The sequence below is a fragment of the Kitasatospora phosalacinea genome (genome assembly GCF_000716545.1).
GTDB lineage: Bacteria > Actinomycetota > Actinomycetes > Streptomycetales > Streptomycetaceae > Kitasatospora > Kitasatospora phosalacinea.
On the sequence record NZ_JNWZ01000023.1, the window covers coordinates 1 to 25612 of the forward strand.

Genomic DNA, 25612 nt, shown 5'->3' on the forward strand with positions numbered 1-25612 from the left:
CCGACGCGTCAGCGTCCTGTGGGCACTCCTGCGCGACAACCGGATCTTCACCCCCGATCCGGACGCGCAGGCAGCTTGACTCGGTCATTGAGACTCCTCCTGAGGGACGGCAGGTACAGCACGGGATGCCTCAACAGATGCGGGGGCGACGGGTGGGGGCGGGCGGGGTCGGCGTCCTGACTCCATGTTTGCCCGGCCCCCGGCCCCGCCCCATCGGCGGACCGGCCTGATCCGGCGAGCGTTCCGGTGGACCCCCGCATCGGCCGATCGGTCGATGCGCGACCGCCCCCGCCCGCGTCCTCCCAGCTCAGCGCCCTGCTCCGTCGGCAACAGACGAACCTCGGAACCCGGTTCGGGACGCCTCCCGAGGACCCCGGGCCACGGCGGGGCCGAGCACAGCAGGACCGCACCGGCAGATCGGACCGGTTCGTGCGCCGTCGGCCCCTCCTCCGCGGTCCGTGCACGAGGGGCTCCAGAGGAGCGGAGCGCATCGACTCGTCGTCGGCCGGATCCGGCGAGGGCTTCCACGGGGACGGCCCCGGCTGCTGTTCCCCCGCGGTTCCCCCAGGAGGGGGAATTCGGTGGCCGAGAATGCACCCCGGGCCCGGTCTTCCCCTATGATCTGCGCGGGGGTCAAGGATTTTCGCTGGTCAGGGAGCCGGTCTAGCTGACTCGCCGTCAGCGGCCGAGGTAGGGCGGGTGGGACTCGAACCCACGACCAAGGGATTATGAGTCCCCTGCTCTAACCGGCTGAGCTACCGCCCCCCGACTCGACCCGCCGGGGCCGACGACGCGGTCCCGGCAGCAACAGACGGCCCCTCAGGGCCGCCCCCGGCAGCATAGCCGGTCGATCACCCGTGGTGCGCGCCGGGGGCGCATCCGAGTACGCACGGTTCGCCCCCCCTCCACACCGCCGACGCCGCCCCGTCGACGGGCGCCGGTCCCCGCCGATTCCCCGCCGATTCCCCGTCGCGGGCGGCGCGACGGCGGTGGCGGGCCGCCCGCCGACGGGTGAGGCTGGACCCCTGATCGGCGCGAGCGGGAGCGGGTGGCCGGGATGGAGCGGTCCTTGGGTGCGATGGTGCGGGCGGTGTCCCCGGCCGCCGCGGCGGCCGGCTCCAGCCGTGCGCGACCGCTCGCGGCACTCGGCGAACACCGGGGCACCACTCGCGCCTCCGGCACGGTGTCCGCCCCCGGCGACCGGGACGGTGACACCCCGTCGGGCGTCCGGCCGATCGACGCGGCGCCCGGCGCCCCGGGCGGGGGCGCGGCCTTCGCGGCCGTGCGGCCGCGGAGCGGGCGGCAGGTGCGGGCGGTGCCGGGCGCTGACCGGCTCGGCGCCGATCAGGGCCGGACGCTGGCGGCGCGGGCCGCCGGGCACCCGGGCGGCGCCGGGCGACTGATCACCGGCGGCACCTCCAGGACCCGCGCCGGCACCTCCCACGGCGGCTGCTCCGGCTACTTCGGCGAACCGGTGCGGGCGCTCCGCGCGCAGGCGCCCGACGGCTCGTGACTCCGCGTCAGCGCCCCCGCCGGGCCCTGCACCGGGCCTTCCCCCGGCCGCTCGCGAACGGCCGGGGGAAGGTGGTTGCCCGGCCCGCGCGGGCCCTGGTAGATCTTGCTGCGACCGCCGTCCGGCACCCCGGGCGGGCCGCCGAACGGAAGCGAGCACCGGTGCCGCGCACCACCCCCGGGCCGGGCCGCCCGCTCCGGGCCACCGCAGCCGCCGCGGCCGCCGCGCTGGCCCTGCTGCCGGCCGTGGCCGGCTGCGGCTCCACCGGGCGGGCCAGCGGCGCGCCGGAGCGGGCCGCCGCCGCCCCCGCTCCGGCCGGGACGGCCGCCGACCGGATCGGCGCGCTGTTCGTCGGCGGCCCCGACGGCGCCCGGGCCTGCACCGCCGGGGTGGTGCACAGCCCCGGCCGGAACCTGCTGGTCACCGCCGCCCACTGCGCGGCGCCCGACGGCGTCCGGCTGGGCGGCCTGGTGTTCGCCCCCGGCTACCGGGACGGCCTGGCCCCGCACGGCGTCTGGCAGGTCACCGGGATCACCGTCGCCCCCGGCTGGGAGAACGGGCAGGCCGAGGACGACGACGTCGCCTTCCTCGCCGTCGCCCCGCTCGAGGGTCGGCAGGTCGAGGACGCGGTCGGTGCCGACGCGTTCGCCGCCGGCCTCGTCCCCGGGCAGGAGGTCACCGTCACCGGCTACCCCAACGAGGCCGACGCCCCGATCACCTGCCGGGCCCGCACCGCCGCGCACGGCCCCACCCAGCAGCGCTTCGACTGCGCCGGGTTCACCAACGGCACCAGCGGCAGCCCGTGGGTCACCGACGCGGGCCAGGTGACCGGGGTGATAGGGGGTTACCAGGAGGGCGGCGACACCGCCGACACCTCGTACAGCGTGGTCTTCGACGCGCACGTCGCCGACCTGTACCGGCGGGCCGCCGGCTGAGGGTGCCGGGCCGGGACGGGGCGCGGGGCAGCGCGGGCGGGAAAACACGGAGGCCCCCGGCAGGGCCGGGGGCCTTCGCTCTGTACCGATCACCGCGACTTCCGGTGAAGCTCCCCCAATTGGACTCGAACCAATAACCTGCCGATTAACAGTCGGCTGCTCTGCCAATTGAGCTATGGGGGACCGCGCTCCTCCAATTGGACTCGAACCAATAACCTGCCGATTAACAGTCGGCTGCTCTGCCAATTGAGCTATGGAGGATCGTACTTCCGCCACGACCGCCCCGGTGTCCGGATCGCTCCAGGCCTGCGGCGCTCGCTGCGGGACATACATTAGCGCACTCAGGGGGGTGTTCCGCCAATCGCTTTGCCCGGCCCCCTCCCCCACCTCGGGCGCCTCCCGGCGGCGGCCGGGCCCGGCGCGCCCCGCGCGCGCCCCGGGGTGCGGACGGGGATGCTGGTGCACGGCGGCTCCGGCCGGTCCGGACCCGCCACCGGCAGGGCGGTTCACGACCCGGTCGGACGGGTAGACGCGGCACACAATCGCGCGGCGACGAAGGGTGGTACCCAGGCATGTGGAAGGTGTCGTTGATCGTGGGCCTCGGGATCGGGTACGTCCTCGGTACCCGGGCCGGGCGCGAACGGTACGAGCAGCTGGCCGGCGCGGCCCGGCACGTGCGGGAGAACCCGCGGGTGCAGGACGCGGCGGAGAAGGCCAAGCAGCAGGCGGGCGCGGTCGCCGGGAAGGCCGCCGGGGCGGTCGCCGACAAGGTCGGCGAGAAGCTGCCGAACGCGCTGACCGAGCGCGTCCCGTACTTCGCCAAGCAGCACGGCGAGGACGACGGCTGGGGCACCGTCCGCCCCTGAGCCGGTCCGCCCCGCCGGGCCGGGGCGGACGGTCGCCGGACGGGGTGGTTCCGGTACCGACTGGGCAACACTTGCGGCAGTCGGGCCCGCCCCGGCCGTCGACTGCGGCATGATCTCGGCATGGCCATCGTCGCGGGCATCGACAGCTCCACCACTCGCACCCGGATCGTCGCGTGCGACGCCGACACCGGCGCCGTGCTCCGGCAGGGCCGGGCCCCGCATCCGCTGCCCGAGGGCGAGGACGCCCGGAGCACCGAGGTCGACCCGCAGAACTGGCTGCACTCGCTGGGTGACGCCGCCGCCGGGGGCCTGCTGGAGGGCGTCCGGGCGATCGGGGCGTCCGCGCAGCAGCACGGCCTGATCGGGCTGGACGCCGGCGGCGTGCTGGTGCGGCCCGCACTGCTGTGGAACGACCCCCGCTCGGCGGGTTCGGCGGCCGCGCTGCTGGACGCGCTGGGCGGGCCGCAGCCCTGGGCGGAGGCGATCGGCGCGGTGCCGGGGCCCACGTACACCATCGCCAAGCTGCGCTGGCTGGCCGAGTTCGAGCCGGTGTCGGCGCAGCGGATCGCCGAGGTGCTGCTGCCGCACGACTGGCTGGTCTCCCAGCTGCTGGGCGGCCCCAAGCGGCGCACCACGGACCGCGGCGACGCCTCCGGCACCGGCTACTGGTCGCCGGTCACCGGCGAGTACCGGCAGGACCTGATCAAGCTGGCGCTCGGCCACGAGCTGGCCGTCCCGGACGTGCTCGGTCCGGCCGAGCCCGCCGGGCACACCCCCGAAGGGCTGCTGATCTCGGCCGGTACCGGGGAGAACATGGCGGCCTCGCTCGGCCTGGGCCTGGGCCTGGGCGACGCGGTGGTGTCGCTGGGCGGCAACGGGACGATCTTCGCGGTGCACGACCGGGCGGTGGTCGACCCGTCCGGCCTGGTCTCCTCGTTCGCGGACGCCACCGGCCGGCACCTGCCGATGGTGGCCACCTTGAACGCGGCGCAGGTGCTGCGCTCCACGGCCGCGCTGCTCGGCACCGACCTGGCCGGCCTGTCCGAGCTGGCCCTGCAGTCCTCGCCCGGCGCGTACGGCATGGTGTTCCTGCCGTACCTGGACGGCGAGCGGACGCCGAAGCTGCCGCACGCGGCGGGCACCCTGACCGGGCTGCGGGCCGAGTCGATGGCGCCGCAGCACGTGGCGCGGGCCGCCGTCGAGGGCATGCTGTGCAACCTGGCGGAGGCGCTGGACGTGCTGCGCGGCCACGGGGTGGCGGTGAACCGGGTGTTCCTGCTCGGGACGGCCGGGCGGCTGCCCGCCGTGCGGCAGATCGCGCCGCAGTTGTTCGGGCTGCCCGTGGTGGTGCCCCCGCCGGGCGGCGACCACGCGGCGCGCGGCGCGGCCCGGCAGGCCGCCTGGGCGCTCGCCGGGACGCCGGAGCCCCCGCACTGGGAGCTGCCCGACCTGGCGGTGCTCGCCCCCGAGCAGGAGCACGACCTGGCGGTCGGCAGCGCGGTGCGCCAGCAGTTCGCGGCGCTGCGCGAGCAGTACCACCCGGAGACCGCCGCCTCCTGACCCTCCGTGCCCCCGCGCGCGGGTGCGCGTGCGGGAGCCCCGGCCCGGTGCCACCGTGGAGGTTCCACGAGTGGAGGGACGTTCCGCCATGGCGTTGCACAAGGGCAAGAAGGACGAGGAGAAGCGGCTGCCGTTCAGCCCGCTGCACGTACTGACCGATCCGCTGGGCGCGATGCAGCAGGCCCCGGCGCTGCACCAGCTGCCCCGGGTGCCGGTCCCGCCGCCCGTCGCCTACCAGCTGATCCACGACGAGCTGATGCTCGACGGCAACGCCAAGCTCAACCTGGCGACCTTCGTCACCACCCAGATGGACGAGTACGCGGACCGGCTGATGTCCGAGTGCCGCGACAAGAACATGATCGACAAGGACGAGTACCCGCAGACCGCCGAACTGGAGCGGCGCTGCGTGGCGATCCTCGCCGACCTGTGGCACGCGCCCGACCCGGCCGCGGCGGTGGGCTGCTCGACCACCGGGTCCAGCGAGGCGTGCATGCTCGCCGGCATGGCGCTCAAGCGGCGCTGGATGGCCCGCAACGCCGACCGGTACGCGGCCGGGGCGCGGCCGAACCTGGTGATGGGCGTCAACGTGCAGGTCTGCTGGGAGAAGTTCTGCAACTTCTGGGAGGTCGAGGCGCGGCTGGTCCCGATGGAGGGCGAGCGCTTCCACCTGGACGCCGAGCAGGCGGTCGCGCACTGCGACGAGAACACCATCGGCGTGGTCGGCATCCTCGGCTCCACCTTCGACGGCTCGTACGAGCCGATCGCCGAGATCTGCGCCGCCCTGGACGACCTCCAGCAGCGCACCGGGCTGGACGTGCCGGTGCACGTGGACGGGGCGTCCGGCGGCATGGTCGCGCCGTTCCTGGACCCGGACCTGCTGTGGGACTTCCGGCTGCCCCGGGTGGCCTCGATCAACACCAGCGGCCACAAGTACGGCCTGGTGTACCCCGGCGTCGGCTGGGCGCTGTGGCGGGACGGCGCGGCGCTGCCCGAGGAGCTGGTGTTCAAGGTCAACTACCTGGGCGGCGAGATGCCGACCTTCGCGCTGAACTTCTCCCGGCCGGGCGCGGAGGTGGTCGCCCAGTACTACGCGTTCCTGCGGCTCGGGTTCGCCGGGTTCCACGCGATCCAGCAGGCCTGCCGGGACGTCGCCGGGTACCTGGCGACGGAGGTCGAGAAGCTCGGGCCGTTCCGGCTGATCACCAGGGGCGACCAGCTGCCGGTGTTCGCGTTCACCACCGCCGACGACTGCCCGTTCGACGTGTTCGACGTCTCCCGGCGGCTGCGCGAGCGCGGCTGGCAGGTGCCCGCGTACACCTTCCCGGAGAACCGGACCGACCTGGCGGTGCTGCGGGTGGTCTGTCGCAACGGGTTCACCCGGGACCTGGCGGACCTGCTGCTGGCCGACCTGCGGCGGCTGCTGCCCGAGCTGCAGCGCCAGCCCGCACCGCTCAGCGAGCTGGGGATGCCCAAGAGCAGCGGGTTCCACCACTGACCCGCCGCCGGCCCGCCGACCCGGGGGCCGGGCGGTGCTCCGCGGCTCAGTCCAGGTAGCCGCGGAGCTGGTCGGCGAAGGCGTGGTCGCGGAGCTTGCCGAGCGTCTTCGCCTCGATCTGCCGGATCCGCTCCCTGGTCACCCCGAACAGGTGGCCGATCTCCTCCAGGGTGCGCGGGCGGCCGTCGTCGAGGCCGTAGCGGAGCTGGACCACCTGCCGCTCGCGCTCGCCCAGGGTGGCCAGCACCGCGTCCAGGTGCTCGCGCAGCAGCAGGAAGGAGGCGCTCTCGGCGGGCGAGGCGGCGTCGGCGTCCTCGATCAGGTCGCCGAGCGCCACGTCGTCCTCCTCGCCGACCGGGGTGTGCAGCGAGACCGGCTCCTGGGCGAGCTTGAGGATCTCGCGGACCCGCTCCGGCGTCAGCTGCAGCACCTCGCCGACCTCGGCCGGCGTCGGCTCCACGCCGCGCTCCTGGAGCAGCGAGCGCTGCACCCGCAGCACCCGGTTGATCAGCTCCACCACGTGCACCGGCACCCGGATGGTGCGGGCCTGGTCGGCCAGGGCGCGGCTCATCGCCTGGCGTATCCACCAGGTGGCATAGGTGGAGAACTTGTAGCCGCGCGCGTAGTCGAACTTCTCCACCGCCCGGATCAGGCCCAGGTTGCCCTCCTGCACCAGGTCGAGCAGGGTCAGGCCGCGCCCGACGTAGCGCTTGGCGACCGAGACGACCAGCCGCAGGTTGGCCTCGATCAGGCGGCGCTTGGCGATCCGGCCGAGCACCACCAGCCGGTCCAGGTCGCCGAGCAGGCGCTCGTCGGCGCCCTGGAGGCGGTCCAGCGCCTCCTCCGCGAACAGGCCGGCCTCGATGGCGCGGGCCAGCTCCACCTCCTCGACGGCGGTCAGCAGCCGGACCCGGCCGATCTCGCGCAGGTACTGGCGCAGCAGGTCGGCCGCCGGGCCGGTGCCCTCGTCCAGCGCGGGCTCCGGCGGCTCCTCGACGAACTCCTCGACGGCGGGCCCGGGCTCGGGCTCGGCGGCGAGCTCGGCTTCGGCGGTGGGCTCGGCTTCGGCGGCGGGCTCGGCCCCGGCTGCGGGCTCCGGGACGGCGGCATCGGCCCGGTGCGCGGGGGCCGGTCGGACGGGGGCCGGTCCGGCGTCCGGCTGCGCGGGGGTGCGCTCGACGCCGGACGGGCCGGGCTGGGGCGGGATCGCGGTGTCCCGGACGGGGGCGGTCTGGGGCGGGCGGGCAACGGAAAGCTCCACGGGCATCCCTCCGGGGGCCGCGCGCGGCCTGGGGGTTGCCGCGCCACACCCCAGGGGATACCCAGCCCGGCGGGCCCGGGCACCTGCGAGCGGCCCCGAGGTGACCGGGCGGCACCCGGCGGGCCTGCGGGTGCCGGGAGTTGACGACGGGTCGGGAACCGGCGGGGACCGGTCGGGTCAGAGCGCGGCGGCGCCGCGGGAGCGGAGCTGCTGCCCGTACTGCTGCAGGGCCCACAGTTCGCTCTGCACCGGGTGCTGCTCCTCGGCGGTGGCGCGGTCGCCGAGCCGGCGCAGGTGGGCGCGGACCTCGTCGATCCGGCGGTCCACGGCCTGCAGGCGCAGTTTGACCAGGAACTCGCCCGCGTAGACCTGGTCGGCCTTGCGGCGGGAGCGGATCGGTTCGACGGTCAGCTCGGTGACCAGGCCGCGCACCTGGTCGTCCGGGCTGGCCTCGCGGACGGCGGCGGTGAAGTCGGGCAGGCTCGCGCCGTACGCGGTGCCGCCGGCCTGGCCGATGGCGCGGCGGACGGCCCGGTACGGCGGGGTGGGGAACTCGTCCTCGCCGTACTGGTCGAAGGCCGGGCTGACCAGGTCGGGGTGCTGGAGGGCGAGCTTGAGCAGTTCGCGCTCCACGAACTGGGCCGGGTCGCGCGGGTTGAGCCGGAAGACCGGTCGCTCGGGGCGGGCCGGCGGCTGGGCGGCGTCGGGGCGGCGCAGCGTGCGCTGCTGGCCGTTCTGCTGGTTCTCGCGCTGCCAGCGGGCCAGCTGGGCGATCCGGTTGACCACGAAGCGCTCGTCCAGGATGCCGACCATGCCGGCCAGTTGGACGGCGTACTCGTGCTGGATCGAGCGGTCCTTGATCTTGACGATGATCCCGGCGGCCTCTTCGAGCGCGGCGGCGCGGCCCTCCGCGGTGTCCACCCGGTGGCGGGCGACGGCCGAGCGGAGCGCGAACTCGAACAGCGGGACGGGGTTGTCCACCAGGGTGCGGACCGCCTCGTCGCCCTGGGCCAGGCGCAGTTCGCACGGGTCCATGCCGCCGGGGGTGATGGCGATGGAGGTGCGGGCGGCGAACTTCTGGTCGTCCTCGAAGGCGCGCAGCGCGGCCTTCTGGCCGGCCGCGTCGCCGTCGAAGGTGAAGACCGTCTCGCCGCGGTACCCCGCGGTGGAGGTGGTGTCCATCAGCAGCCGACGGATGATCTTGATGTGGTCCTCGCCGAAGGCGGTGCCGCAGGTGGCCACCGCCGTGGTGACGCCCGCCAGGTGACAGGCCATCACGTCGGTGTAGCCCTCGACCACTACCGCCCGGCCGGACTTGGCGATCTCCTTGCGGGCCAGGTCGATGCCGTACAGGACGTTCGACTTCTTGTAGATCGGCGTCTCGGGGGTGTTCAGGTACTTCGGGCCGTTGTCGTCCTCGCGCAGCCGGCGCGCGCCGAAGCCGACCACGTCGCCCGAGCTGTCCCGGATCGGCCAGACCAGGCGGCCCCGGAAGCGGTCGATCAGGCCGCCGCGCTGGCCCTGCGAGGCCAGGCCGCCCACCGAGATCTCCTTGTCGGTGAAACCGCGGCCGCGCAGGAAGCGCACCAGGTGCTCCCAGCCGACCGGGGCGTAGCCCACCCCGAAGTGCTTGGCGGCGGCCTCGTCGAAGCCGCGCTCGGCCAGGAAGCGGCGGCCGATCTCCGCCTCGGGCGTGGCCAGTTGCTCCTGGAACCAGGCGGCGGCCACCTTGTGCGCCTCGATCAGCCTGGTCCGCTCGCCCTGCTGGTGGCGCGGGCTGTAGCCGCCCTCCTCGTAGCGCAGGGTGACGCCCGCCTGGGCGGCCATCCGCTCGACCGCCTCCGCGAACGAGCAGTGCTCGATCTTCATCAGGAAGGTGATCGTGTCGCCGGACTCGCCGCAGCCGAAGCAGTGGAAGACGCCCTTGCCCGGGTGCACGTAGAAGGAGGCCGACTTCTCGTCGTGGAACGGGCAGACGCCCTTCAGCTGCGCGCCGCCGCCGGCCGCCAGCTGCACGTAGTCACCGACCACGGCGTCGATCGGCAGGGCGGCACGCACCGCCTGCACATCCTCGTCCCTGATCCGACCGGCCACCGGGGAAGTCTACGGGAGCGGGTGCGACAGTCCGGGCGCTAGCCGACCAGCTTGGCGTGCAGGGCGAGCGCGGAGGCGTCGGTGAGGGTGGCGACCTGGTCGACCACGGTGCGCAGCGCGGCCCGGTCGTCCTCGGCCTCCTCGCACTGGGCGGCGAACACCGGGTCCAGCAGGTGCGGGGCGCCGTTCATCAGCGCGTCGGCCAGCTCGGCGATCACCACCCGCTGGCGGGAGCGCAGTTGGGCCTGCTCGTCGCGCTGCATCACGTACTGGACGGCGACCGCCTTGAGCACCGCGCACTCCAGCCGGACGCCGCGCGGGACGACCAGCTCGGCGGCGTACCGGGTGAGCGGGCCGGGGCCGTAGCGGGCCCGGGTGGCCTGCTCGGCGGCCAGGCAGAAGCGGCCGATCAGCTGGCTGGTGAAGTCCTTCAGGCCGGCCCGGGCGCGGGCGGTGCCGTCGTAGCCGGAGGGCCACCAGTCCTCGGCGCGCAGCCGGTCCAGCGCCTCGTCGAACTCGGCGGGATCGGCCTCGGCGAAGCGCTCGGCGATCTTGAACAGTTCGGCCCGCTCCACGGGGGAACCCAGCGCCGCCGGGTCGATGTGGCCGGCCTGCAGGCCGTCCTCCACGTCGTGGGTGGAGTACGCCACGTCGTCCGACCAGTCCATCACGGTCGCCTCGAAGCACTTGCGGTCGTCGGGCGCGCCGGCGCGCATCCAGCGGAACACCGGCAGGTCGTCCCCGTACACGCCGTACTTGGTGGAGCCGGGGTCGGTGGGGTGCTGCCCGCGCGCCCACGGGTACTTGGTCGCGGCGTCCAGCGCGGCGCGGGTCAGGTTCAGGCCGACGCTGCGGCCGGGCCACGGGGCGAGCCGGACCTCGGGGTCGCCCTGCGGGGCGAAGCGCTTGGGCTCCAGCCTGGTCAGGATGCGCAGCGACTGGGCGTTGCCCTCGAAGCCGCCGCACGCCTCGGCGGCCTGGTCGAGCGCCTCCTCGCCGGTGTGGCCGAACGGCGGGTGGCCGATGTCGTGGGCCAGGCAGGCGGTCTCCACTAGATCCGGGTCGCAGCCGAGCGCCGCGCCCAGCTCGCGGCCGACCTGGGCGCACTCCAGCGAGTGCGTCAGCCGGGTGCGCGGGAAGTCGCTGCGCATCGGCGCGACCACCTGGGTCGTCCCCGCCAGCCGGCGCAGCGCGGCGGAGTGCAGCACCCGGGCGCGGTCGCGCTGGAAGGCGGTGCGGCCGGGCCGTTTGTCGGGCTCGGGCACCCAGCGTGCTTCGGACTGCGGATCGTACGGCGCCGTGTTCTTCATATGCCAGTCACGGTACGCCGGATGACGGACATCCGGTCCTGCGCCGCGCGAACGGGAGGTGGCGGGCGGAGGACGGCGGCGGGCGCCCGGCCGGAAGTTGCAGAGAATTCTCTGCAGAGAGGTCTATGCAGAGGATCCTCTGCAACCTACTCTGGAGCCATGAACGAGCACCGCCCCGAAGACCCGCTCCCGTCGTCCGCCGACGCGCCGCGCCGCAAGCTGGACGCGGGTTCGCTGCGCGGGCTCGCCCACCCGCTGCGGATGCGGCTGCTGGACGAGCTGCGGCTGAACGGCCCCGCCACCTCCGCCCGGCTGTCCGAGCGGACCGGCGAGTCCACCGGCACCATCAGCTGGCACCTGCGGCACCTCGCCGAGCACGGCTTCATCGAGGAGGAGCTCGGCCGCGGCACCAAGCGGGAACGCTGGTGGCGCGCCGCGCGGGGCGCCATCGTGGTGGCCGGCACCGACTTCGACCAGGACTCCGCCTCCCGCGCCGCGCTCTCGGTGTACAACGCCGAGAACCTGCGCCGGCAGTACCAGCGGGTCGCCGACTCGCTGGCCGCCGACTGGCAGGGCGAGTGGCGCGGCACCGGCTCCATCACCGACTGGAGCAACCTGCGGCTCACCCCCGCCCAGCTCCAGGCCCTCATCGACGAGCTGGCCGCCGTGGTCACCCGCCACACCCCCGACCCGGACGCCGCCCCCGACCCGGCCGCGCGGCCGGTCATCGTCCAGATCCAGGCACTGCCCCGAAAGGACCCCGACCGGCCATGACCGCACCCGGCCCCGCCCCTGCCTCCGCCCCCGCGCCCGCGCCCGCGGTGGCCGTTGTGCCCGCGCCCGGACCGGGCGGGCTGCTGCGGCGGAACCGCGACTTCCGAATGCTGTGGGTCGGCGAGACCGCCAACAAGTACGGCTCCGCGGTCACCGGTCTGGCCCTGCCGCTGATCGCGGTCAGCACGCTGCACGCGAGCACCTTCCAGGTCGGGCTGCTCGGCGCGGCGGGCTGGCTGCCCTGGCTGCTGATCGGCCTGCCCGCCGGGGTGTGGGTGGACCGGCTGCGCTGCCGCCCGATCATGCTCGTCGCGACTGCCGCCTCGCTGCTGCTGTACGCCACCGTCCCGCTGGCCGCGCTCGCCGGAGTGCTGACGCTGTGGCACCTGCTGGTCGTCGCGCTGCTCGCCGGAGCCGCCGGGGTGTTCTTCCAGACCGCGTACACCGCGTACCTGCCGCAACTGCTCGAACCCGCCGACCGGTCCGAGGGCAACGCCAAGCTGCACGGCAGCGCCTCGGCCGCGGGCATCGTCGGGCTGGGCAGCGGCGGCCTGATCGCGCAGTTGGCCGGGCCGGTCAACGGGCTGCTGGCCAACACCGCGACGTTCCTGCTCTCGCTCTGGTGCACCGCCCGGATCGGCCACCGGGAGCCCCGGCGCGACGGCCGGTCCCGCCGGGCGCTGCGCCGGGAGATCGGCGAGGGCCTGCGGCTGCTCGGCTCCGACGTCTGGTTCCGCACCTTCGCGCTGTTCGGCGCCGCGTCCAACCTGGTCCTGACCGGCTACCAGTCGCTCCTGGTCGTCTTCCTGATCCGCGAGGTCGGCGTCGGCGAGGGCACCGTCGGCCTGCTGGTCGCGGCCGCCTCCACCGGGGGCATCGTCGGCGCGGCCGTCGCCCGCCGGGTCGCCGCCCGGCTCGGCACCTCGCGGGCGATGCTGGTGCTGGAACTCGCCCTGCCCGCGCTGACCGTGCTGATCCCGCTGACCGGTCGCGGCACCGGGCTGGCCTGGTACCTGATCGGCGGGTTCGGCGCCTCCTGCGGGGTCGTCGCCGGGAACGTCATCAAGGCGACCTTCCAGCAGCGCTACTGCCCGCCGGAACTGCTCGGCCGGCTCTCCGCCAGCAGCGCGGTGCTCAACTTCGGCTCCATCCCGCTCGGCGCGCTGCTGGCCGGCGTCCTGGGCACCCAGCTCGGCGTGCGGCCCGCGATGTGGCTGATGACCGTCGGCGTGCCGCTGGCCGCGCTGATCCTCTGGTGCTCGCCGATGCGCCGCGTCCGCGACCTGCCCACCGAGCGCCGCGCGCCGGGCGGCGCGGACTGCACCCCGGCGGCGGCGTGATCGGAGGTCGGACGCCGGCGGTGCCGGGGCGGACGGGAGCCGGGGCCGGTGACCGGGGCCGGTCACCGGACGGCCCGGTCGGACGGTCCGGTCGGACGGGAGCGACGGTGACGGGCGGTCAGCCCGCCAGCCGGACGGCCCGGGCGACGCGGGACTGGTACCGCTCCAGGACCAGCCCGGCCAGCGCGGGGTGGTCGCCCAGCGGGGCGGAGGTCAGTGCGCCGCCCGCCGCGGCGGCCAGGCGGGCGAAGTCGCCCGGTGCGGTGAAGTAGGAGGCGACGGCGACCCGCGGGTGGCCCTCGGCGGTGAGTTCGGCGACCCGCGCGGCCACGCTCGGACCGCTCGCCACCACGTACCCCGGGCGGACGGTCACGCCCAGCCGGGCCGACAGCAGCGCGGCCTGCGCCTCGGTGTCCCCGGCGGCGTCCCGGTCGCGGGAGCCGGAGGCCGCGAGGACCACGGGCTCGCCCCGCCAGCCGGCCGACGCCAGGCGGTCGGCCAGCACCTCGGTGAGCAGCGGGTCCGGGCCGAGCGGCGGGGCGCACTCCCCCACCAGGTGCGGTGCGGCGGACAGCGTCCGGGGGATGTCCACCTTGCTGTGGTAGCCGCGGCCGAGCAGCAGCGGCACCAGGACCACCCGGCCGCTCAGCCCGTCCAGCACCTCGGGCAGCAGCGGGTCGTTCAGGCCGAGGTGCCCGAGCCGGATGTCCAACTCCGGCCTGGCCCTCCGCAGTCGGGCGTGCAGCCGGCCGAGTTCGGCGGACGCGGCCGGGTCGTGCGAGCCGTGCGCCACCAGCACCAGGGCCGGGCGGCGGGCCGCGTGCAGCACCCGCAGCGGGGCGAGGCGGCCGGGGAGCGACGTGGTGGTCATTCCGCCACCCTGCCGGACGCCTGTTTCGATCCGGTTGCCCATCGGTCACGGGTGGTTTCCCCCGCTCTCACCCGACCGGCCCGCGGGGGTGAGCGGCCCGGCCGGTGGCGCGCGGTCCGGGCCGGGTCCGGGTTCTGGGCCGGATCCGGGTTCTGGTCGCGGCTCTGGCCGCGGTTCTGGATGCGGTTCTGGATGCGGTTCTGGATGCGGTTCTGAGCGCGGGAGCGCGGGTCTCGCCCGGGGATCCGGGTCAGGGCTCCGTCCGGGAGCGCGCCCCCGGTTGCCGGGGGAACCCCGGAGAACCCGGCGGGGCGGTGCCGGACGGCGCTGCGGCGAGCGCTGCCGCGGCGGGTGCGGTCGCGACCGCCGGCCCGGTCGGTGCGTCGTACTCCTGGAGGAGCATCAGCGCCTCGCGGTGGGCGAGCGGATCACCGGCGTCGGCGGCCCGCCGGTACCACTCCGCGGCGGGCTGCGGCCGGCGACGCTCGGCGAGCATCCTGGCCCCGGCGAGCAGCGCGTCCCGGTCGCCCTCGGCGGCCGCGCGCTCGTACCAGGCGAGCGCGTCGTCGATCCGGCCCCGGCTCTCCAGCATCTCGGCGGCCTCCCGGACGGCCCGCCCGTCACCCGCGTCGGCGAGCCGTTGCACCCACGCGATGGCCCGGTCCCCGCAGGTCGACCCGGACAGCATCCGGGACGCCTCGCGCAGCCGCTCCGGCTCCGTGCCGCCGACACCCCGCAGCAGCCCGGCTTCGAAGGGCCGACCGGCCTCCACGAGCAGTTCCACCGCCTCGTCCAGCGTCACGGGACCGGGCCGGTCGGCGGGTGCGGCCGCCGGTACGGGGTGCGCGGCCGGACCGGCGGCCACCTGCGGCACCCACCGTTCGAGGCTCGGCGCGAGCGGGACGGCGCCGGGCGGAACGGTATCGAGCAGGACGGCGCCGGGCGGAACGGTATCGAGCAGGACGGCGGCGGAAGCGGGCGCGGCAGCGGGGCGGGCGACGGCGGGGTGGGCATGGGCGACGGCGAGCAGGGCGCGCCGGTCGCCCGCCGCGGCCGCAGCCCGGTACCAGCCGGCGGACTCCCGGGAGCGGCCCAGTTCGCCCAGCAGTCGGCCGAGTTCGCGCATCGCGTAGGCGTCGCCACGGGCGGCGGCGCGTTCGTACCAATGCACGGCGCGGGTGCTGTCGCCCTGTCGCTCCAGCAGGTCGGCGGCCTGGAACAGGGCGGTCTCGCTGCCCGCTTCGGCCGCCCTCCGGTAGCAGTCCAGCGCCCCGTCCGGGTCGCCGTCCCGCTCGTACCGCTCGGCGCGGTCGCGCAGCGCCTGCGGGTCGCCGATGTGCGCGTACCAGGGCGGGTTGCCGTACTGGCCGTGCCGGGCGAGCAGGGCGGCGGCCTCGTGCCAGGCGGTCTCGTCGCCGCGGGTCGCCGCGCGCTCGTACCAGGCGGCCGCCTCGTCGATCCGGCCCGCCGCCTCCAGCATCCCGGCGGCCTCGTGCACGCCGGTCACCGCGCCCTGTGCCCAGGCCCGTTCCCACCAGTCGGCCGCCTGGTCGGTCCGGCCCGCGGCGGCGCAGAGCCTGGCGCAGTCGGCGGCCGCTTCGGGGTGTCCGTCGGCCGCCGCCCGGGCGAGCCACTCCAGGGCCTCGTCGCCGCGGCCGAGTTCGGCGAGCAGCCGCCCGGCCCGGTGGCGGGCGGTGCGGTGGCCGGCCCGGGCGGCCGCCTCGAAGCGGTGCAGTGCGGGTGCGACCCCGCCGGAGCGGCCGAGGAGTTCGGCGCCCCGGCAGTGGGCGTCGGTGCTCCCGGCCAGCGCGGCCCGGTCGTACCAGTCGACCGCCTGCTCGAACCTGCCGTCGCGTTCCAGTAGTTCGGCCGCCCGCAGCGCGGCCTCCGGCACTCCCCGGTCGGCCGCCGCGGCGTACCAGTCGGCGGCCTCGGCCGTCCGGCCCGCCTCGGCGAGCAGGGCGGCACCGAGCGACAGCGCGGCGGGGTCTCCGGCTTCGGCGGCCGAGGCGCAGAGCCCGACCGCGATCCGGGTGAGCCCGCGGGTCGCCGCCGACCGCGCGAGGGCGGACCGGTCGGCGGGGTGGGCGTACCGGGCCAGGGACTTCCACAGCCCGGCGGGGACGGCGCGCCCTTCCCGTTCCGGCCGCAGTTGCCGCACCAGGGCTTCGGCGAGCCGCACCTCGTGACCGCCGACCGTGCGGGTGGTCCCCGCACCCCGGGGTGCCACGGCGCCGCGCGGCACCCGGACGGCGCCGGCCCGGACGGCCGCCGGGTCGCCCGCCGTCAGCAGCGCGCCCGTGCCGGGGACCGCCGTGCGCAGGTACTCCAGCCCGTCGGCCACCCAGCCCGGGCGCAGGGCGTCGCGCTCCCGGGGCGTCAGGTAGTGCGGGGCGGACGCGGCCAGCAGCGCCGCCGGCAGGACCGGGCGGTGGCCGAGGCGCACCGCGTCCAGCGCGGCGTCGACGACCGCCCTGGCGCCCGGTGGCGCCGTGCGGTAGCGGTTCACCAGCCGTGCTCCGGCCGGCCCCGGCCCGCCGCCGGTGCCTCGGCGGGCACCGCCGCCCGTTCCGGCGACCGCCGTCGGCCTGGCCCAGCGGCCCGTGCCGTCCGCGGCGCGGACGACCGCCGTTCCCCGGCCGGCCGCCGATCGCCGCACGGACGGGCACGGCGCTCCGGGAGCCGGTTCGCCCGGCGGGTGCCCGGCCCGCTGCCGGGGGAGCCGGGCCCGGACCCGGTCGGCCTCCAGGAGCGCGGACCAGTAGGAGGCCTGCCGCACCGGCCGGCCCGCGGCGCGGGCCAACTCCCCCGCCACCGCGGCGATTCGGTCCGCCTCGCGGGGCACCGAGCGCCCGGAGAGCCAGCCGTGCAGGGTGGACGGACTGACGCCACCGGCCCCGGCCAACCGTTTCTGGGTGATCGACCGGCCGCCGGCCCGACGGGCCTCTTCCCAGAGCAGCAGGAGTTCGCGCAGCACCTCGGAGTGGGCCGCCCGGCCCCTCCCCCGCACGTCTGTTGTCATGCCAGCTCCCCGGCCGGACGCGGATCGGATCTTCGAATCCGCTCCCCTGCGTGCAGAGTACGCACTCCCTCACCCCCTCGTACCGACTTCTCCGCGAATCCCGTTCCGAATCGGCGGTCCTGGCTCCGAGCAGGCCCGCCACCTGCTATGGGGCCGGGCCCGGGCCGCCCGGTGCCGTCGGTGCCGGGGCGCTCTCACAGCCACCGCCCGGCGCCGCTGAGGCCGAAGTTCCGGCCGTGAAACAGGGCGGCCCCGGTCGGGAAACACCCCCCGAGCATGCTCGGTGCCACGACAGCGACCGGGTCGCGGGCCGTCGAAGACCCCGCCCGGTCGAGGCCTCCGGCGGGACCGGAGGTGCGCTGCGCCACCGGGCCGACGGTGATCCGGTCGGCACCCGGCCTGCCCGACAGCTCCGACCGCCCACCGTCCGGAGCACGACCTCGGAGGGACTCCCCGATGACCACCACCAAGCCCACACTGCTCCTGGTCGGCTACGGCATGGTCGGCCACCGCTTCCTGGAGGCCCTGGCCGAGGCCGGGGCCGCCGCCCGCTACCGGGTCGTCGTCCTCGCCGAGGAACCCCGGCCCGCCTACGACCGGGTCGGCCTGACCTCCTACTTCTCCGGTCGGAGCGCGGACGACCTGCTGCTCGCCGAAGAGGGCTTCACCGATCGGCACGGGTTCGAGGTGCACCTCTCCTCCCCCGCCGTCTCGCTCGACCCGGCGGCCCGGACCGTCACCACGGCCGCCGGGCGCACCCTCTCCTACGACACCCTGGTGCTGGCCACCGGCTCCTACCCCTTCGTCCCTCCGGTGGACGGCCGGGACGCCGAGGGCTGCTTCGTCTACCGGACCATCGAGGACCTGCAGGCGATCGAGGCGTACGCGGCCGGGGCCCGGGTCGGTGCGGTGGTCGGCGGCGGCCTGCTCGGGCTGGAGGCCGCCGGCGCGCTGAAGGGCCTGGGCCTGGAGACCCACGTGGTGGAGTTCGCGCCGCGGCTGATGCCCGTCCAGGTCGACGAGGCCGGCGGGGCCGCGCTGCGGCGGACCATCGAGTCGATGGGCGTGGTGGTGCACACCGGCATCGGCACCAAGGCGATCACCGTCGCCGACGGGCGCGCGGTCGGCATGTCCTTCACCGACGACTCCGAGCTGGCGACCGACCTGGTGGTGTTCTCCGCCGGTGTCCGCCCCCGCGACCAGCTGGCCCGCGAGGCGGGCCTGGCGGTCGGCGAGCGCGGCGGCATCGCGATCGACGAGCACTGCCGCACCTCCGACCCGCACGTCTTCGCCATCGGCGAGTGCGCCCTCGCGGTGGACGGCCGGGTGTACGGCCTGGTCGCCCCCGGCTACGAGATGGCCGTCTCGGTGGCCCGGCAGCTGGCCGAGCAGGCCGTGCAGCCGTTCACCGGCGCCGACCTCTCCACCAAGCTCAAGCTGCTCGGCGTGGACGTGGCCAGCTTCGGCGACGCCTTCGGCAGCACGCCCGGCTCGCTGGACGTGGTGTACTCCGACTCCCGCTCCGGCGTCTACAAGAAGCTGGTGGTCACCGCCGAGGGGGCGCTGCTCGGCGGCATCCTGGTCGGCGACGCCTCGGCCTACGCGACCCTGCGCCCGCTGACGGGCACCGGGCGGCCGCTGCCCGTCCCCGCCGAGTCGCTGGTCCTGCCGGCCGGCGCGGACACCGCCGTCTCGCTCGGCGGTTCCGCGCTGCCCGACGACGCGGTGGTCTGCAGCTGCAACAACGTCACCAAGGGCACGATCCGGGCGGCCGTCACCGACCACCAGTGCACCACCGTCCCCGAGGTGAAGAAGTGCACCCGGGCCGGCACCAACTGCGGCTCCTGCGTGAAGCTGCTCGGCACGATCGTCGCGGACGAGCTGGAGGCGAGCGGCGTCGAGGTCGACCGGGGCCTGTGCCCGTGCTTCGCCCACACCCGGGCCGAGCTCTACGAGATCGTCCTGGTCAAGCGGATCTCCACGCACCGCCGGCTGCTCGCCGAGCACGGCCGGGCGCCGGAGGGCTCCGAGGGCTGCGAGGTCTGCAAGCCGACCGTCGCCTCGATCATCGCCTCGCTGGCACCCGTGCTGGAGGCCTCCGGGCACATCCTGGACGGCGAGCAGGGCGCCCTGCAGGACACCAACGACCACTTCCTGGCCAACCTGCAGAAGAACGGCTCCTACTCGGTGGTGCCGCGCATCCCGGGCGGCGAGATCACCCCGGACAAGCTGATCGTGATCGGCGAGGTGGCCAAGGAGTTCGGCCTCTACACCAAGATCACCGGCGGTCAGCGGATCGACCTGTTCGGTGCCAGCGTGGACCAGCTGCCGATGATCTGGAGCCGGCTGGTCGCGGCGGGCTTCGAGTCCGGCCACGCGTACGGGAAGTCCCTGCGCACGGTGAAGTCCTGCGTCGGCTCCACCTGGTGCCGCTACGGCGTGCAGGACTCGGTCGCCATGGCGATCCAGCTGGAGCTGCGCTACCGCGGCCTGCGCTCGCCGCACAAGCTCAAGTCCGCGGTCTCCGGCTGCGCCCGCGAGTGCGCCGAGGCCCGCGGCAAGGACTTCGGCGTCATCGCCACCACCAACGGCTGGAACCTGTACGTGGGCGGCAACGGCGGCGCCACGCCCCGGCACGCCGACCTGCTCGCGCAGGACCTGGACGACGAGCAACTGGTCCGCCTGATCGACCGGTTCCTGATGTTCTACATCCGCACCGCCGACCGGCTGGAGCGCACCTCCACCTGGTTGGAGCGGATCGAGGGCGGCCTGGACCACGTCCGCGAGGTGGTGGTCGAGGACTCGCTGGGCATCGCCGACGAACTGGAGGCGCTGATGGCGCGCCACATCGGCGACTACCAGGACGAGTGGGCGGCGACCCTGGCCGACCCCGACCGGATGCGCCGGTTCGTCTCCTTCGTCAACGCCCCGGGGGTGCCCGACCCGAGCATCCGCTTCGTGCCCGAGCGCGACCAGGTCAAGCCGGACCTGGTGCTGCTGGCCACCGAGGAGCAGCTGCTCGCCGCCCTCGACCCCGACAACGCCCCGTTCCCGGCCGCCCGAATCCTGGAGGAAGCCCGATGACCGCCACCGCCACCGCCACCCGGGTCGAACTGCTCTCCGCCGCCGGCTGGTCCCCGGTCTGTGACTGGGACCTGCTGGTCCCCGGCCGCGGCGTCGCCGTCCTGCTGCCGGACGGCCGCCAGGCCGCCGTGTTCCGCGACGGCAGCGACCGCCTCTACGCCGTCGACAACCGCGACCCGTTCACCGGCGCGTACGTCCTCTCCCGCGGCCTGCTCGGCTCCACCTCCGACGGCCGGGTCTACGTGGCCTCGCCGCTGCTCAAGCAGCGCTTCGACCTGGCCACCGGGGAGTGCCTGGACGACGAGGGCGTCCGGATCGCCGTCCACGCGGCCCGCTCCGTCTGACCGGGAGCGGACGCCCGCCCGTTCCACCCCTCTGACCGGCCTCGCCCCCGTCGTCCCGCCGACGGGGGCGAGGTCAGTGCTGCTGCCGGAGCGCGGCCAGGACGGCGGCGGCCATGCCCTGCTGCCCCTGGGCGTTGGGGTGGATCGGCGCCAGCCCCTGCTCGGCGGCGAGCGGCTCTATCCAGCGGGTGCCCACGGCCTCGCACATGTCGTGGCCGGCGGAGGCGGAGTAGGTGTCGACGAAGACCACCCCGGCGGCTTCGGCCCGCTGCCGGAGCATGCCGTTCAAGTCCTGCTCCTGCTCGGAGACGAAGTCGACGTCGGCGGCGGCGATGCCCTCGCCCAGCGTCCCGGCGCAGCGGGCCGGGTCCTGCGGCAGCAGGGCCGGGTACCCGACCAGCAGCACTTCGGCCTGCGGGGCCCGCCGCTTGATCTCGCCGAGGGCGGCGGTGAGGCGCTCGCCGGTGGCCGCCAACTTCCGCTGCACCTCGCCCCGCCCGGCGCCGGTCGTGTAGTACGCCCGGCAGGGCGCGTCGTCGCCCCGGCCGGTCAGGCCGTGCCGGACGTTCTCGACCGCGCAGCGGCCCAGCACGTCGAGGAAGCCGGCGTCGTTGCCGCCGATCCCGAGCGTCACCAGCCGGGTGGCCGCGCCGAGCGCGTCCAGCTGGGGCGGGTTGGTCCCGTCGTCGGTCGGCTGGGCCGCCGTCAGGTCGCCGGTGCGGGCGCCGCTGCAGCTGACGTCGGTGAACTCCTCGAGGTCGAGCCGCCGAGCCACCAGGGACGGGTAGTTGGCGCCCGAGCGGCCGCAGCCCTGCGGGGAGCCGCTCTGGGGCGGGATCCGCAGGCCCGAGGTGTAGGAGTCCCCCAGGGCCACGTACGGCCCGGTGACGGCGGCCCGGGTGGCCGAGGGCGTCGGGGAGGGCCGCCGGGGTTCCGGCACCGGGGAGGTCCGCCCGGCGCCGCACCCGGCGGTGCCGATCAGGACGGCCCCGGCCAGGGCCGCCGCGGCGGCCGGCAACCGGCGGCGCACCTACTCGGCGCCGCGCTCGTGCTCGGCCAGGAACTCCTCGAACCTCCGACCGAGCTCGTCGGCCGAGGGGAGGTCGCTGGCCTCCGCGAGCAGGCTCTCGCGGTCGACGGCGCCGGAGACCGCGTCGTACTGCCCCTCCATGCCCTGGATCGCCGAGCGCAGTTCGCCGTCGCCCTGGGAGAGCTGGTCCTCGATCTCGGCGTAGACCTCGTTGACCCGGGTGCGCAGTTCGCTGCCGGGCAGGACCAGGCCGGTGGCGGACTGGGTGGCTTCCAGGATCGCCACCGCGGCCGCCGGGTAGGACGAGCGGGCGATGTAGTGGGGAACGTGCGCCGCGAAGCCCAGGACGTCGTGCCCGGCCTCGCCGAGCCGGTACTCGACCAGCGCCTGGGCGCTGCCGGGCACCTGCGCCTGGTCGAACCACTTGGGGTGGCCAGCGGCCAGGTCGACCCGGTTGCCGTGCGGGGTGAGGCCGACCGGGCGGGTGTGCGGGACACCCATCGGGATGCCGTGGAAGGAGAGCGCGAGCCGGATCTCGAACCGCTCCACCAGGTCGCCGACGGCGGCCGCGAACAGTTCCCACTCGGTGTCCGGCTCGGGGCCCGTGAGCACCAGGAAGGGCGCGCCCACCGAGTCGCGCACCAACTGGAGCAGGATCTCCGGCGGGTCGTAGTCCGTCCAGGTCTCGCGGTCGAAGGTCATGGCGGGGCGGCGGGCCCGGTAGTCGACCAGCCTGTCGTGGTCGAACCTGGCCACCACCTGCGGGGACCCCTGCTCCAGCAGGTGGGCCACGACCTGGCCGCCCGCCTCGCCGGCGTCCATGAAGCCCTCGAAGTGGTACAGCAGCACCAGGCCGGTGCCGGCCTCGGCGGCGGCGCGGGCCGCCGCCAGGGCGGTCACACCCTGCGGTTCCAGTTCGTACAGCTCCTTGGGATCACGCACGGCGCACCCATCCCCGTTCCGTCTCGTCGTCTCGGAATGCTTTCGGATCTGATCTGTCCAGCGTGCGACGGCTCGTCGGAATTCCCACCCCCGCACGAGTCTTCACGCCGTCTCTCGAATCCTCTCACCTCCGGGCAAAGCACCTGGTCGCAGGCGTGGCACGCGGGCCCGCCGGTACGGCGGCGGAACGTCGCGGCGGACCGGAATGACCCGTGTGCCCCCGTTGGCGCGCCGCGAAGTGACGCACCGCCTTCTGGCGGGTATCGTCCTCTCGCTGCCTCGCATCGTCGCGTCGTCGCGCCACGCCGTCTGTCACGTCGTGGGCCACGCCCCGGTCCGTTGCGATGCCAGTCATCCCATGCGCACCTTGCCTTCACCTGGCCGCCTGCTTCGCTTCGTGATCTCGTTTCTCTCTCGGCCATCTCGCGGACGCACACTGTCCCGTCGCTCATCCCGCCGGATCGGTCCGTCGACCCGTGTCCGTACCGGCACCGCGCTGCCCGCCTCCGGGCCGCCGTCCCGCCGCACGCCCGAGCCTCTGGCGTAGCGCCCCCGGGCGGCCGTTCCCCGGGGCCGGGGCGACACGCCCACAGCCCTCGCGCCGCGAACCCGGCACGCGGGCCCCGACGACGCCGAAGGACCGAAGGATCCGTGCCCGTACCCGTCACCCTCTACGGCCGCACCGTGCGGCTGGAGCCCCTCGCCGAGCACCACGCCGCGGCCCTGGCCGTGGCAGGCTCCGAGGACCGTACGACCTACGCCTTCACCCCCGTCCCGCACGGACTGGAGGCCGCCCGGGAGTACATCGCCCGCGCCCTCGCCGATCGGGCGGCCGGCCGGTCGATGCCCTTCGCCACCGTGAGCACGGCCGACAACCGGGTCGTGGGGTCCACCCGGTTCCTGGAACTGGACTACTGGCAGGGCCCGCTGGTCTGGCCGCCCGCGCCGGGCGTGCCGCACGGCGACCCGCTGGAGGCGGTGCCCGACGCCGCGGAGATCGGCAACACCTGGCTGTCCCCCCGGGCGCAGGGCACCGGCATCAACACGGAGGCGAAGCTGCTGATGCTGCGGCACGCCTTCGAGGTGTGGCGGGTGCAGCGGATCTCGCTGCGGGCCGACGCCCGCAACACCCGTTCCCGGATCGCCATCGAGCGGCTGGGCGCCACCTCCGAGGGGGTGCGCCGGGCGCACTCGCGCGGCCTGGACGGGGTGGTCCGGTCCACCGCGTTCTACTCGATCCTGGACGAGGAGTGGCCCGCCGTCCGGGACATCATCGAGCTGCGGATCGCCGCCGCGACCTCGCCCAGCGCCCCGGACCGGGCGCCCCTCAACCAGGAGTGCCTTAGACACGGCGGCTCCCTGGTCTCCGATCCGATGATCGGCGGCTCCCTCATGCCGGCGGCCTGAGCCGGTCGTCCCGGTCCCGGGCGGGTGCGCGACACCGGTGGTGTGGCGCACCCGCCCGGGCCGGTTCCTCCCGGGGGTTCTCGGCACTCTGTCGAGTTGTCAAGGAACACGGGCAGCACTGGGCCGGGCCCACCTCCGCTCCTGGGTGCGATCCTCGCTCCCGGGTGTGATCCTCCTGACACTCCGCCAGGCTCGCCCGTTCTCCGCCCCGGCTCAGCCCGCGTCCCCACTACCGCTCTCGCTCCCGTCCGACCCGGCTCCGGAACCGGACGCGGACCCGGCCGCCTCCGCGGCGGCGGCCAGTTGCTGGAGCGCCGCGAGGTGCGCCGTCAGCAAGGTGCGGCCCTGTCGGGTCGCGGAGAGCCAGGTGCGGGGCCGCTTCCCGACGTAGCCCTTGCGGACCCGCAGGTAGCCGGCCGTCTCCAGGCCCGCCGCCGTCTTGCTGAGCACCGAGTCCGAGACCTGGCAGTAGTCGCGGACGACGGAGAACTCGGCTTCCTGGCACCCGCTGAGGAAGGCCAGGACGGTGAGCCTGGTGGGCTGGTGGAGTATCGGGTCGAGCCCGTTCACCGCTCGCTGCTCATGCTCTGCTCCTTGATTTCTCGGTTGGCCATGGCGATGACGCCCCACACGGCCAGGCCGGCGACCGCGCCCGCGACGGCCATGGACCACCCCTGCTCGCCGGTGGCCAGCCAGGTGCCGAACCAGGCCAGCACCGCCAACAGGACGGTCAGGCCGAGCGCCCGCAGGACGTTCGGCGGAAGCTTGGTCCTCTCGAGCCGTGCGGCGACACCGCTGGAACGCGTGGCGACCCGCACTATCGCCGCCAGCACCGCCACGAGGGCGGCCACGCACAGCGGTATCAACCACTGCGCCTGCCGCTCGAAGCTCTGTCCGATCGCCGCGCAGTAGCCCGCGAGGGCCGCACCCACCCCGGGGCCGTACCACCAGGGCATCGGCGCCGGCCGCCGGGCGGCGGCCCGCGCGCGCCGGGCGAGCTCCAACGCCTGCGCGGGAGTGAACTCCTCCGACTGTTCGTGCTGCTGGTCGTCAACCATCTGTTCCCCCGGGCGGACTCGCCGTCGAATCCGGCCCGCTGCCGGATCAAGTGCTCCCACTGTGGCACATACTTTCCCGGACGGAAACTAATTTTCCGACGGTCCGTCAGCGGGGTGCTCAGCAGCGCGGATCGATCTCCTGGAAGGTCGCGTAGTGGTCCGCCGTCCAGTACTGCTCGCCGGTGCTCCCGGTGACGATCCGCCTGGTCCCGCGGTCGCCCGACCCGGGCGTGACCACGGTGAACTCGTGGTAGTAGCCCTTGTTCTGACGGGGCAGCCGGCCCTCCCTGTTCTCGAAGACGACGCCGTCCGAGCGGTACGGGTAGGGGCCGCCCCGGGCGACCAGACCGAGGGTGTCGAGGGCCTGGGCGGGCAGCTTGCCGCGGCAGACGTCGGCCAGCGCCGGATCGGTGGGCGTCCAGGCGCCCTGGGCGGTGGGCGACTTGGCCGGGGCCGAGGGCTTGGGGGCGCCCGTGGTTCCGCCTCGGGTGGCGGAAGCGGACGCGGAGGCGGACGCGGCGGGCGGGGACTTCGCGCTGCTCGCCCCGTCCGGGTCGTTCCCGCTGTTCAGCAGGGCGGCGACGCCCGCGGCGATGCCGAGGAGGACCACGGCGATGAGGCCGATCAGGCGGTTTCGGCTGTTCATGGCCCCAGCCTGCCGCACCCGCTCACCCGGACGGCACGCGGCGGACGGCACGCGGCGCCC

At 75.2% G+C, this 25612-nt stretch carries 20 protein-coding genes and 3 tRNA genes; 10 read left to right on the plus strand and 13 right to left on the minus strand.

Going from position 1 to position 25612, the window contains the following annotated elements:
- Positions 1-691: 691 nt before the first annotated feature.
- Positions 692-765 (minus strand) — tRNA-Ile (locus tag OO48_RS13985).
- Positions 766-1069: 304 nt separating this feature from the next.
- On the opposite strand from OO48_RS13985, the gene OO48_RS38270 reads away from it, so the two are divergent.
- Positions 1070-1513 (plus strand): hypothetical protein, encoded by a 444-nt coding sequence (locus tag OO48_RS38270; protein WP_157845448.1) that lies wholly within the window; start codon positions 1070-1072, stop codon positions 1511-1513.
- 161 nt (positions 1514-1674) lie between these two features.
- Positions 1675-2448, plus strand: coding sequence for a trypsin-like serine peptidase (locus OO48_RS13995; RefSeq protein WP_033215861.1), 774 nt, complete (start codon positions 1675-1677; stop codon positions 2446-2448).
- A 110-nt stretch (positions 2449-2558) separates the two neighbouring features.
- Here OO48_RS13995 and OO48_RS14000 read toward each other — a convergent pair.
- A tRNA-Asn gene (locus tag OO48_RS14000) sits at positions 2559-2631 on the minus strand.
- Between the two features lie 5 nt (positions 2632-2636).
- Positions 2637-2709 (minus strand) — tRNA-Asn (locus OO48_RS14005).
- Positions 2710-3020: 311 nt separating this feature from the next.
- On the opposite strand from OO48_RS14005, the gene OO48_RS14010 reads away from it, so the two are divergent.
- From OO48_RS14010 to gad, 3 genes are all read left to right on the plus strand, one after another.
- Positions 3021-3314, plus strand: a complete 294-nt coding sequence (locus OO48_RS14010) for a hypothetical protein (protein ID WP_033215863.1) — start codon at positions 3021-3023, stop codon at positions 3312-3314.
- A 120-nt stretch (positions 3315-3434) separates the two neighbouring features.
- Complete coding sequence (locus tag OO48_RS14015) at positions 3435-4874, plus strand: FGGY family carbohydrate kinase (RefSeq protein ID WP_033215864.1); 1440 nt, start codon at positions 3435-3437, stop codon at positions 4872-4874.
- A gap of 88 nt (positions 4875-4962) precedes the next feature.
- A complete protein-coding gene (gene gad / locus OO48_RS14020) occupies positions 4963-6369 on the plus strand; it encodes a glutamate decarboxylase (RefSeq protein WP_033215865.1) in 1407 nt (468 codons plus the stop codon).
- A 46-nt stretch (positions 6370-6415) separates the two neighbouring features.
- Here the strand turns inward: gad and OO48_RS14025 are convergent, their stop codons facing one another.
- The 3 genes from OO48_RS14025 to OO48_RS14035 form a co-directional block, all read right to left on the minus strand.
- Entirely contained in the window at positions 6416-7636 is a 1221-nt protein-coding gene (locus OO48_RS14025; protein WP_033215866.1) for an RNA polymerase sigma factor, read from the minus strand.
- A gap of 171 nt (positions 7637-7807) precedes the next feature.
- Entirely contained in the window at positions 7808-9724 is a 1917-nt protein-coding gene (gene dnaG, locus OO48_RS14030; RefSeq protein WP_033215867.1) for a DNA primase, read from the minus strand.
- A 38-nt stretch (positions 9725-9762) separates the two neighbouring features.
- Positions 9763-11034, minus strand: a complete 1272-nt coding sequence (locus tag OO48_RS14035; protein WP_033215868.1) for a deoxyguanosinetriphosphate triphosphohydrolase — start codon at positions 11032-11034, stop codon at positions 9763-9765.
- 159 nt (positions 11035-11193) lie between these two features.
- Here OO48_RS14035 and OO48_RS14040 point away from each other — a divergent pair, with 159 nt between their 5' ends.
- Positions 11194-11808, plus strand: a complete 615-nt coding sequence (locus tag OO48_RS14040; RefSeq protein ID WP_033215870.1) for an ArsR/SmtB family transcription factor — start codon at positions 11194-11196, stop codon at positions 11806-11808.
- Entirely contained in the window at positions 11805-13148 is a 1344-nt protein-coding gene (locus tag OO48_RS14045) for an MFS transporter (protein ID WP_245194639.1), read from the plus strand. Before OO48_RS14040 ends, OO48_RS14045 begins: the two co-directional genes overlap by 4 nt.
- Before the next feature lie 118 nt (positions 13149-13266).
- Here OO48_RS14045 and OO48_RS14050 read toward each other — a convergent pair whose 3' ends face one another.
- The gene (locus tag OO48_RS14050; protein ID WP_051732113.1) at positions 13267-14019 is read right to left on the minus strand and encodes a sirohydrochlorin chelatase; all 753 of its coding nucleotides are present in this window, start codon (positions 14017-14019) and stop codon (positions 13267-13269) included.
- A gap of 250 nt (positions 14020-14269) precedes the next feature.
- Positions 14270-17041 carry a hypothetical protein gene (locus tag OO48_RS38275; RefSeq protein WP_157845449.1) on the minus strand — a complete coding sequence of 924 codons (2772 nt, stop codon included), beginning with the start codon at positions 17039-17041 and terminating at the stop codon, positions 14270-14272.
- A gap of 456 nt (positions 17042-17497) precedes the next feature.
- Here OO48_RS38275 and nirB point away from each other — a divergent pair, with 456 nt between their 5' ends.
- Both nirB and nirD read left to right on the plus strand, forming a co-directional pair.
- Positions 17498-20125, plus strand: a complete 2628-nt coding sequence (gene nirB, locus OO48_RS14065) for a nitrite reductase large subunit NirB (protein ID WP_033215878.1) — start codon at positions 17498-17500, stop codon at positions 20123-20125.
- On the plus strand, positions 20122-20469 hold the full coding sequence (gene nirD / locus OO48_RS14070) for a nitrite reductase small subunit NirD (RefSeq protein WP_033215880.1): 348 nt from the start codon (positions 20122-20124) through the stop codon (positions 20467-20469). Before nirB ends, nirD begins: the two co-directional genes overlap by 4 nt.
- Positions 20470-20542: 73 nt before the next feature.
- Here nirD and OO48_RS14075 read toward each other — a convergent pair whose 3' ends face one another.
- Together OO48_RS14075 and OO48_RS14080 are read right to left on the minus strand one after the other, a co-directional pair.
- On the minus strand, positions 20543-21487 hold the full coding sequence (locus OO48_RS14075) for an SGNH/GDSL hydrolase family protein (RefSeq protein WP_245194640.1): 945 nt from the start codon (positions 21485-21487) through the stop codon (positions 20543-20545).
- Positions 21488-21499: 12 nt separating this feature from the next.
- Positions 21500-22441, minus strand: a complete 942-nt coding sequence (locus tag OO48_RS14080) for a PAC2 family protein (RefSeq protein ID WP_033215883.1) — start codon at positions 22439-22441, stop codon at positions 21500-21502.
- Positions 22442-23092: 651 nt separating this feature from the next.
- Between OO48_RS14080 and OO48_RS14085 the strand changes: the two genes are divergently transcribed.
- Positions 23093-23848 carry a GNAT family N-acetyltransferase gene (locus OO48_RS14085; protein WP_033215884.1) on the plus strand — a complete coding sequence of 252 codons (756 nt, stop codon included), beginning with the start codon at positions 23093-23095 and terminating at the stop codon, positions 23846-23848.
- A 213-nt stretch (positions 23849-24061) separates the two neighbouring features.
- Here the strand turns inward: OO48_RS14085 and OO48_RS14090 are convergent, their stop codons facing one another.
- The 3 genes from OO48_RS14090 to OO48_RS14100 all read right to left on the minus strand — a co-directional run bounded on the left by OO48_RS14090 (position 24062) and on the right by OO48_RS14100 (position 25552).
- Complete coding sequence (locus OO48_RS14090; RefSeq protein ID WP_033215885.1) at positions 24062-24418, minus strand: transcriptional regulator; 357 nt, start codon at positions 24416-24418, stop codon at positions 24062-24064.
- Entirely contained in the window at positions 24415-24906 is a 492-nt protein-coding gene (locus OO48_RS14095; RefSeq protein ID WP_033215887.1) for a hypothetical protein, read from the minus strand. Before OO48_RS14095 ends, OO48_RS14090 begins: the two co-directional genes overlap by 4 nt.
- A gap of 118 nt (positions 24907-25024) precedes the next feature.
- Positions 25025-25552: a ribonuclease domain-containing protein gene (locus OO48_RS14100; protein ID WP_081952111.1), complete on the minus strand. Its 528-nt coding sequence runs from the start codon at positions 25550-25552 to the stop codon at positions 25025-25027.
- Between the last annotated feature and the right edge of the window lie 60 nt (positions 25553-25612).

Bases quoted from the DNA above. Each gene is read 5' to 3' on its own strand.
- OO48_RS14010 (WP_033215863.1), top strand. From the start codon at position 3,021: ATGTGGAAGGTGTCGTTGATCGTGGGCCTCGGGATCGGGTACGTCCTC.
- OO48_RS14015 (WP_033215864.1), top strand. From the start codon at position 3,435: ATGGCCATCGTCGCGGGCATCGACAGCTCCACCACTCGCACCCGGATC.
- gad (WP_033215865.1), top strand. From the start codon at position 4,963: ATGGCGTTGCACAAGGGCAAGAAGGACGAGGAGAAGCGGCTGCCGTTC.
- OO48_RS14025 (WP_033215866.1), bottom strand. From the start codon at position 7,636: ATGCCCGTGGAGCTTTCCGTTGCCCGCCCGCCCCAGACCGCCCCCGTC.
- OO48_RS14035 (WP_033215868.1), bottom strand. From the start codon at position 11,034: ATGAAGAACACGGCGCCGTACGATCCGCAGTCCGAAGCACGCTGGGTG.
- OO48_RS14040 (WP_033215870.1), top strand. From the start codon at position 11,194: ATGAACGAGCACCGCCCCGAAGACCCGCTCCCGTCGTCCGCCGACGCG.
- OO48_RS14045 (WP_245194639.1), top strand. From the start codon at position 11,805: ATGACCGCACCCGGCCCCGCCCCTGCCTCCGCCCCCGCGCCCGCGCCC.
- OO48_RS14050 (WP_051732113.1), bottom strand. From the start codon at position 14,019: ATGACCACCACGTCGCTCCCCGGCCGCCTCGCCCCGCTGCGGGTGCTG.
- OO48_RS38275 (WP_157845449.1), bottom strand. From the start codon at position 17,041: ATGACAACAGACGTGCGGGGGAGGGGCCGGGCGGCCCACTCCGAGGTG.
- nirB (WP_033215878.1), top strand. From the start codon at position 17,498: ATGACCACCACCAAGCCCACACTGCTCCTGGTCGGCTACGGCATGGTC.
- nirD (WP_033215880.1), top strand. From the start codon at position 20,122: ATGACCGCCACCGCCACCGCCACCCGGGTCGAACTGCTCTCCGCCGCC.
- OO48_RS14095 (WP_033215887.1), bottom strand. From the start codon at position 24,906: ATGGTTGACGACCAGCAGCACGAACAGTCGGAGGAGTTCACTCCCGCG.
- OO48_RS14100 (WP_081952111.1), bottom strand. From the start codon at position 25,552: ATGAACAGCCGAAACCGCCTGATCGGCCTCATCGCCGTGGTCCTCCTC.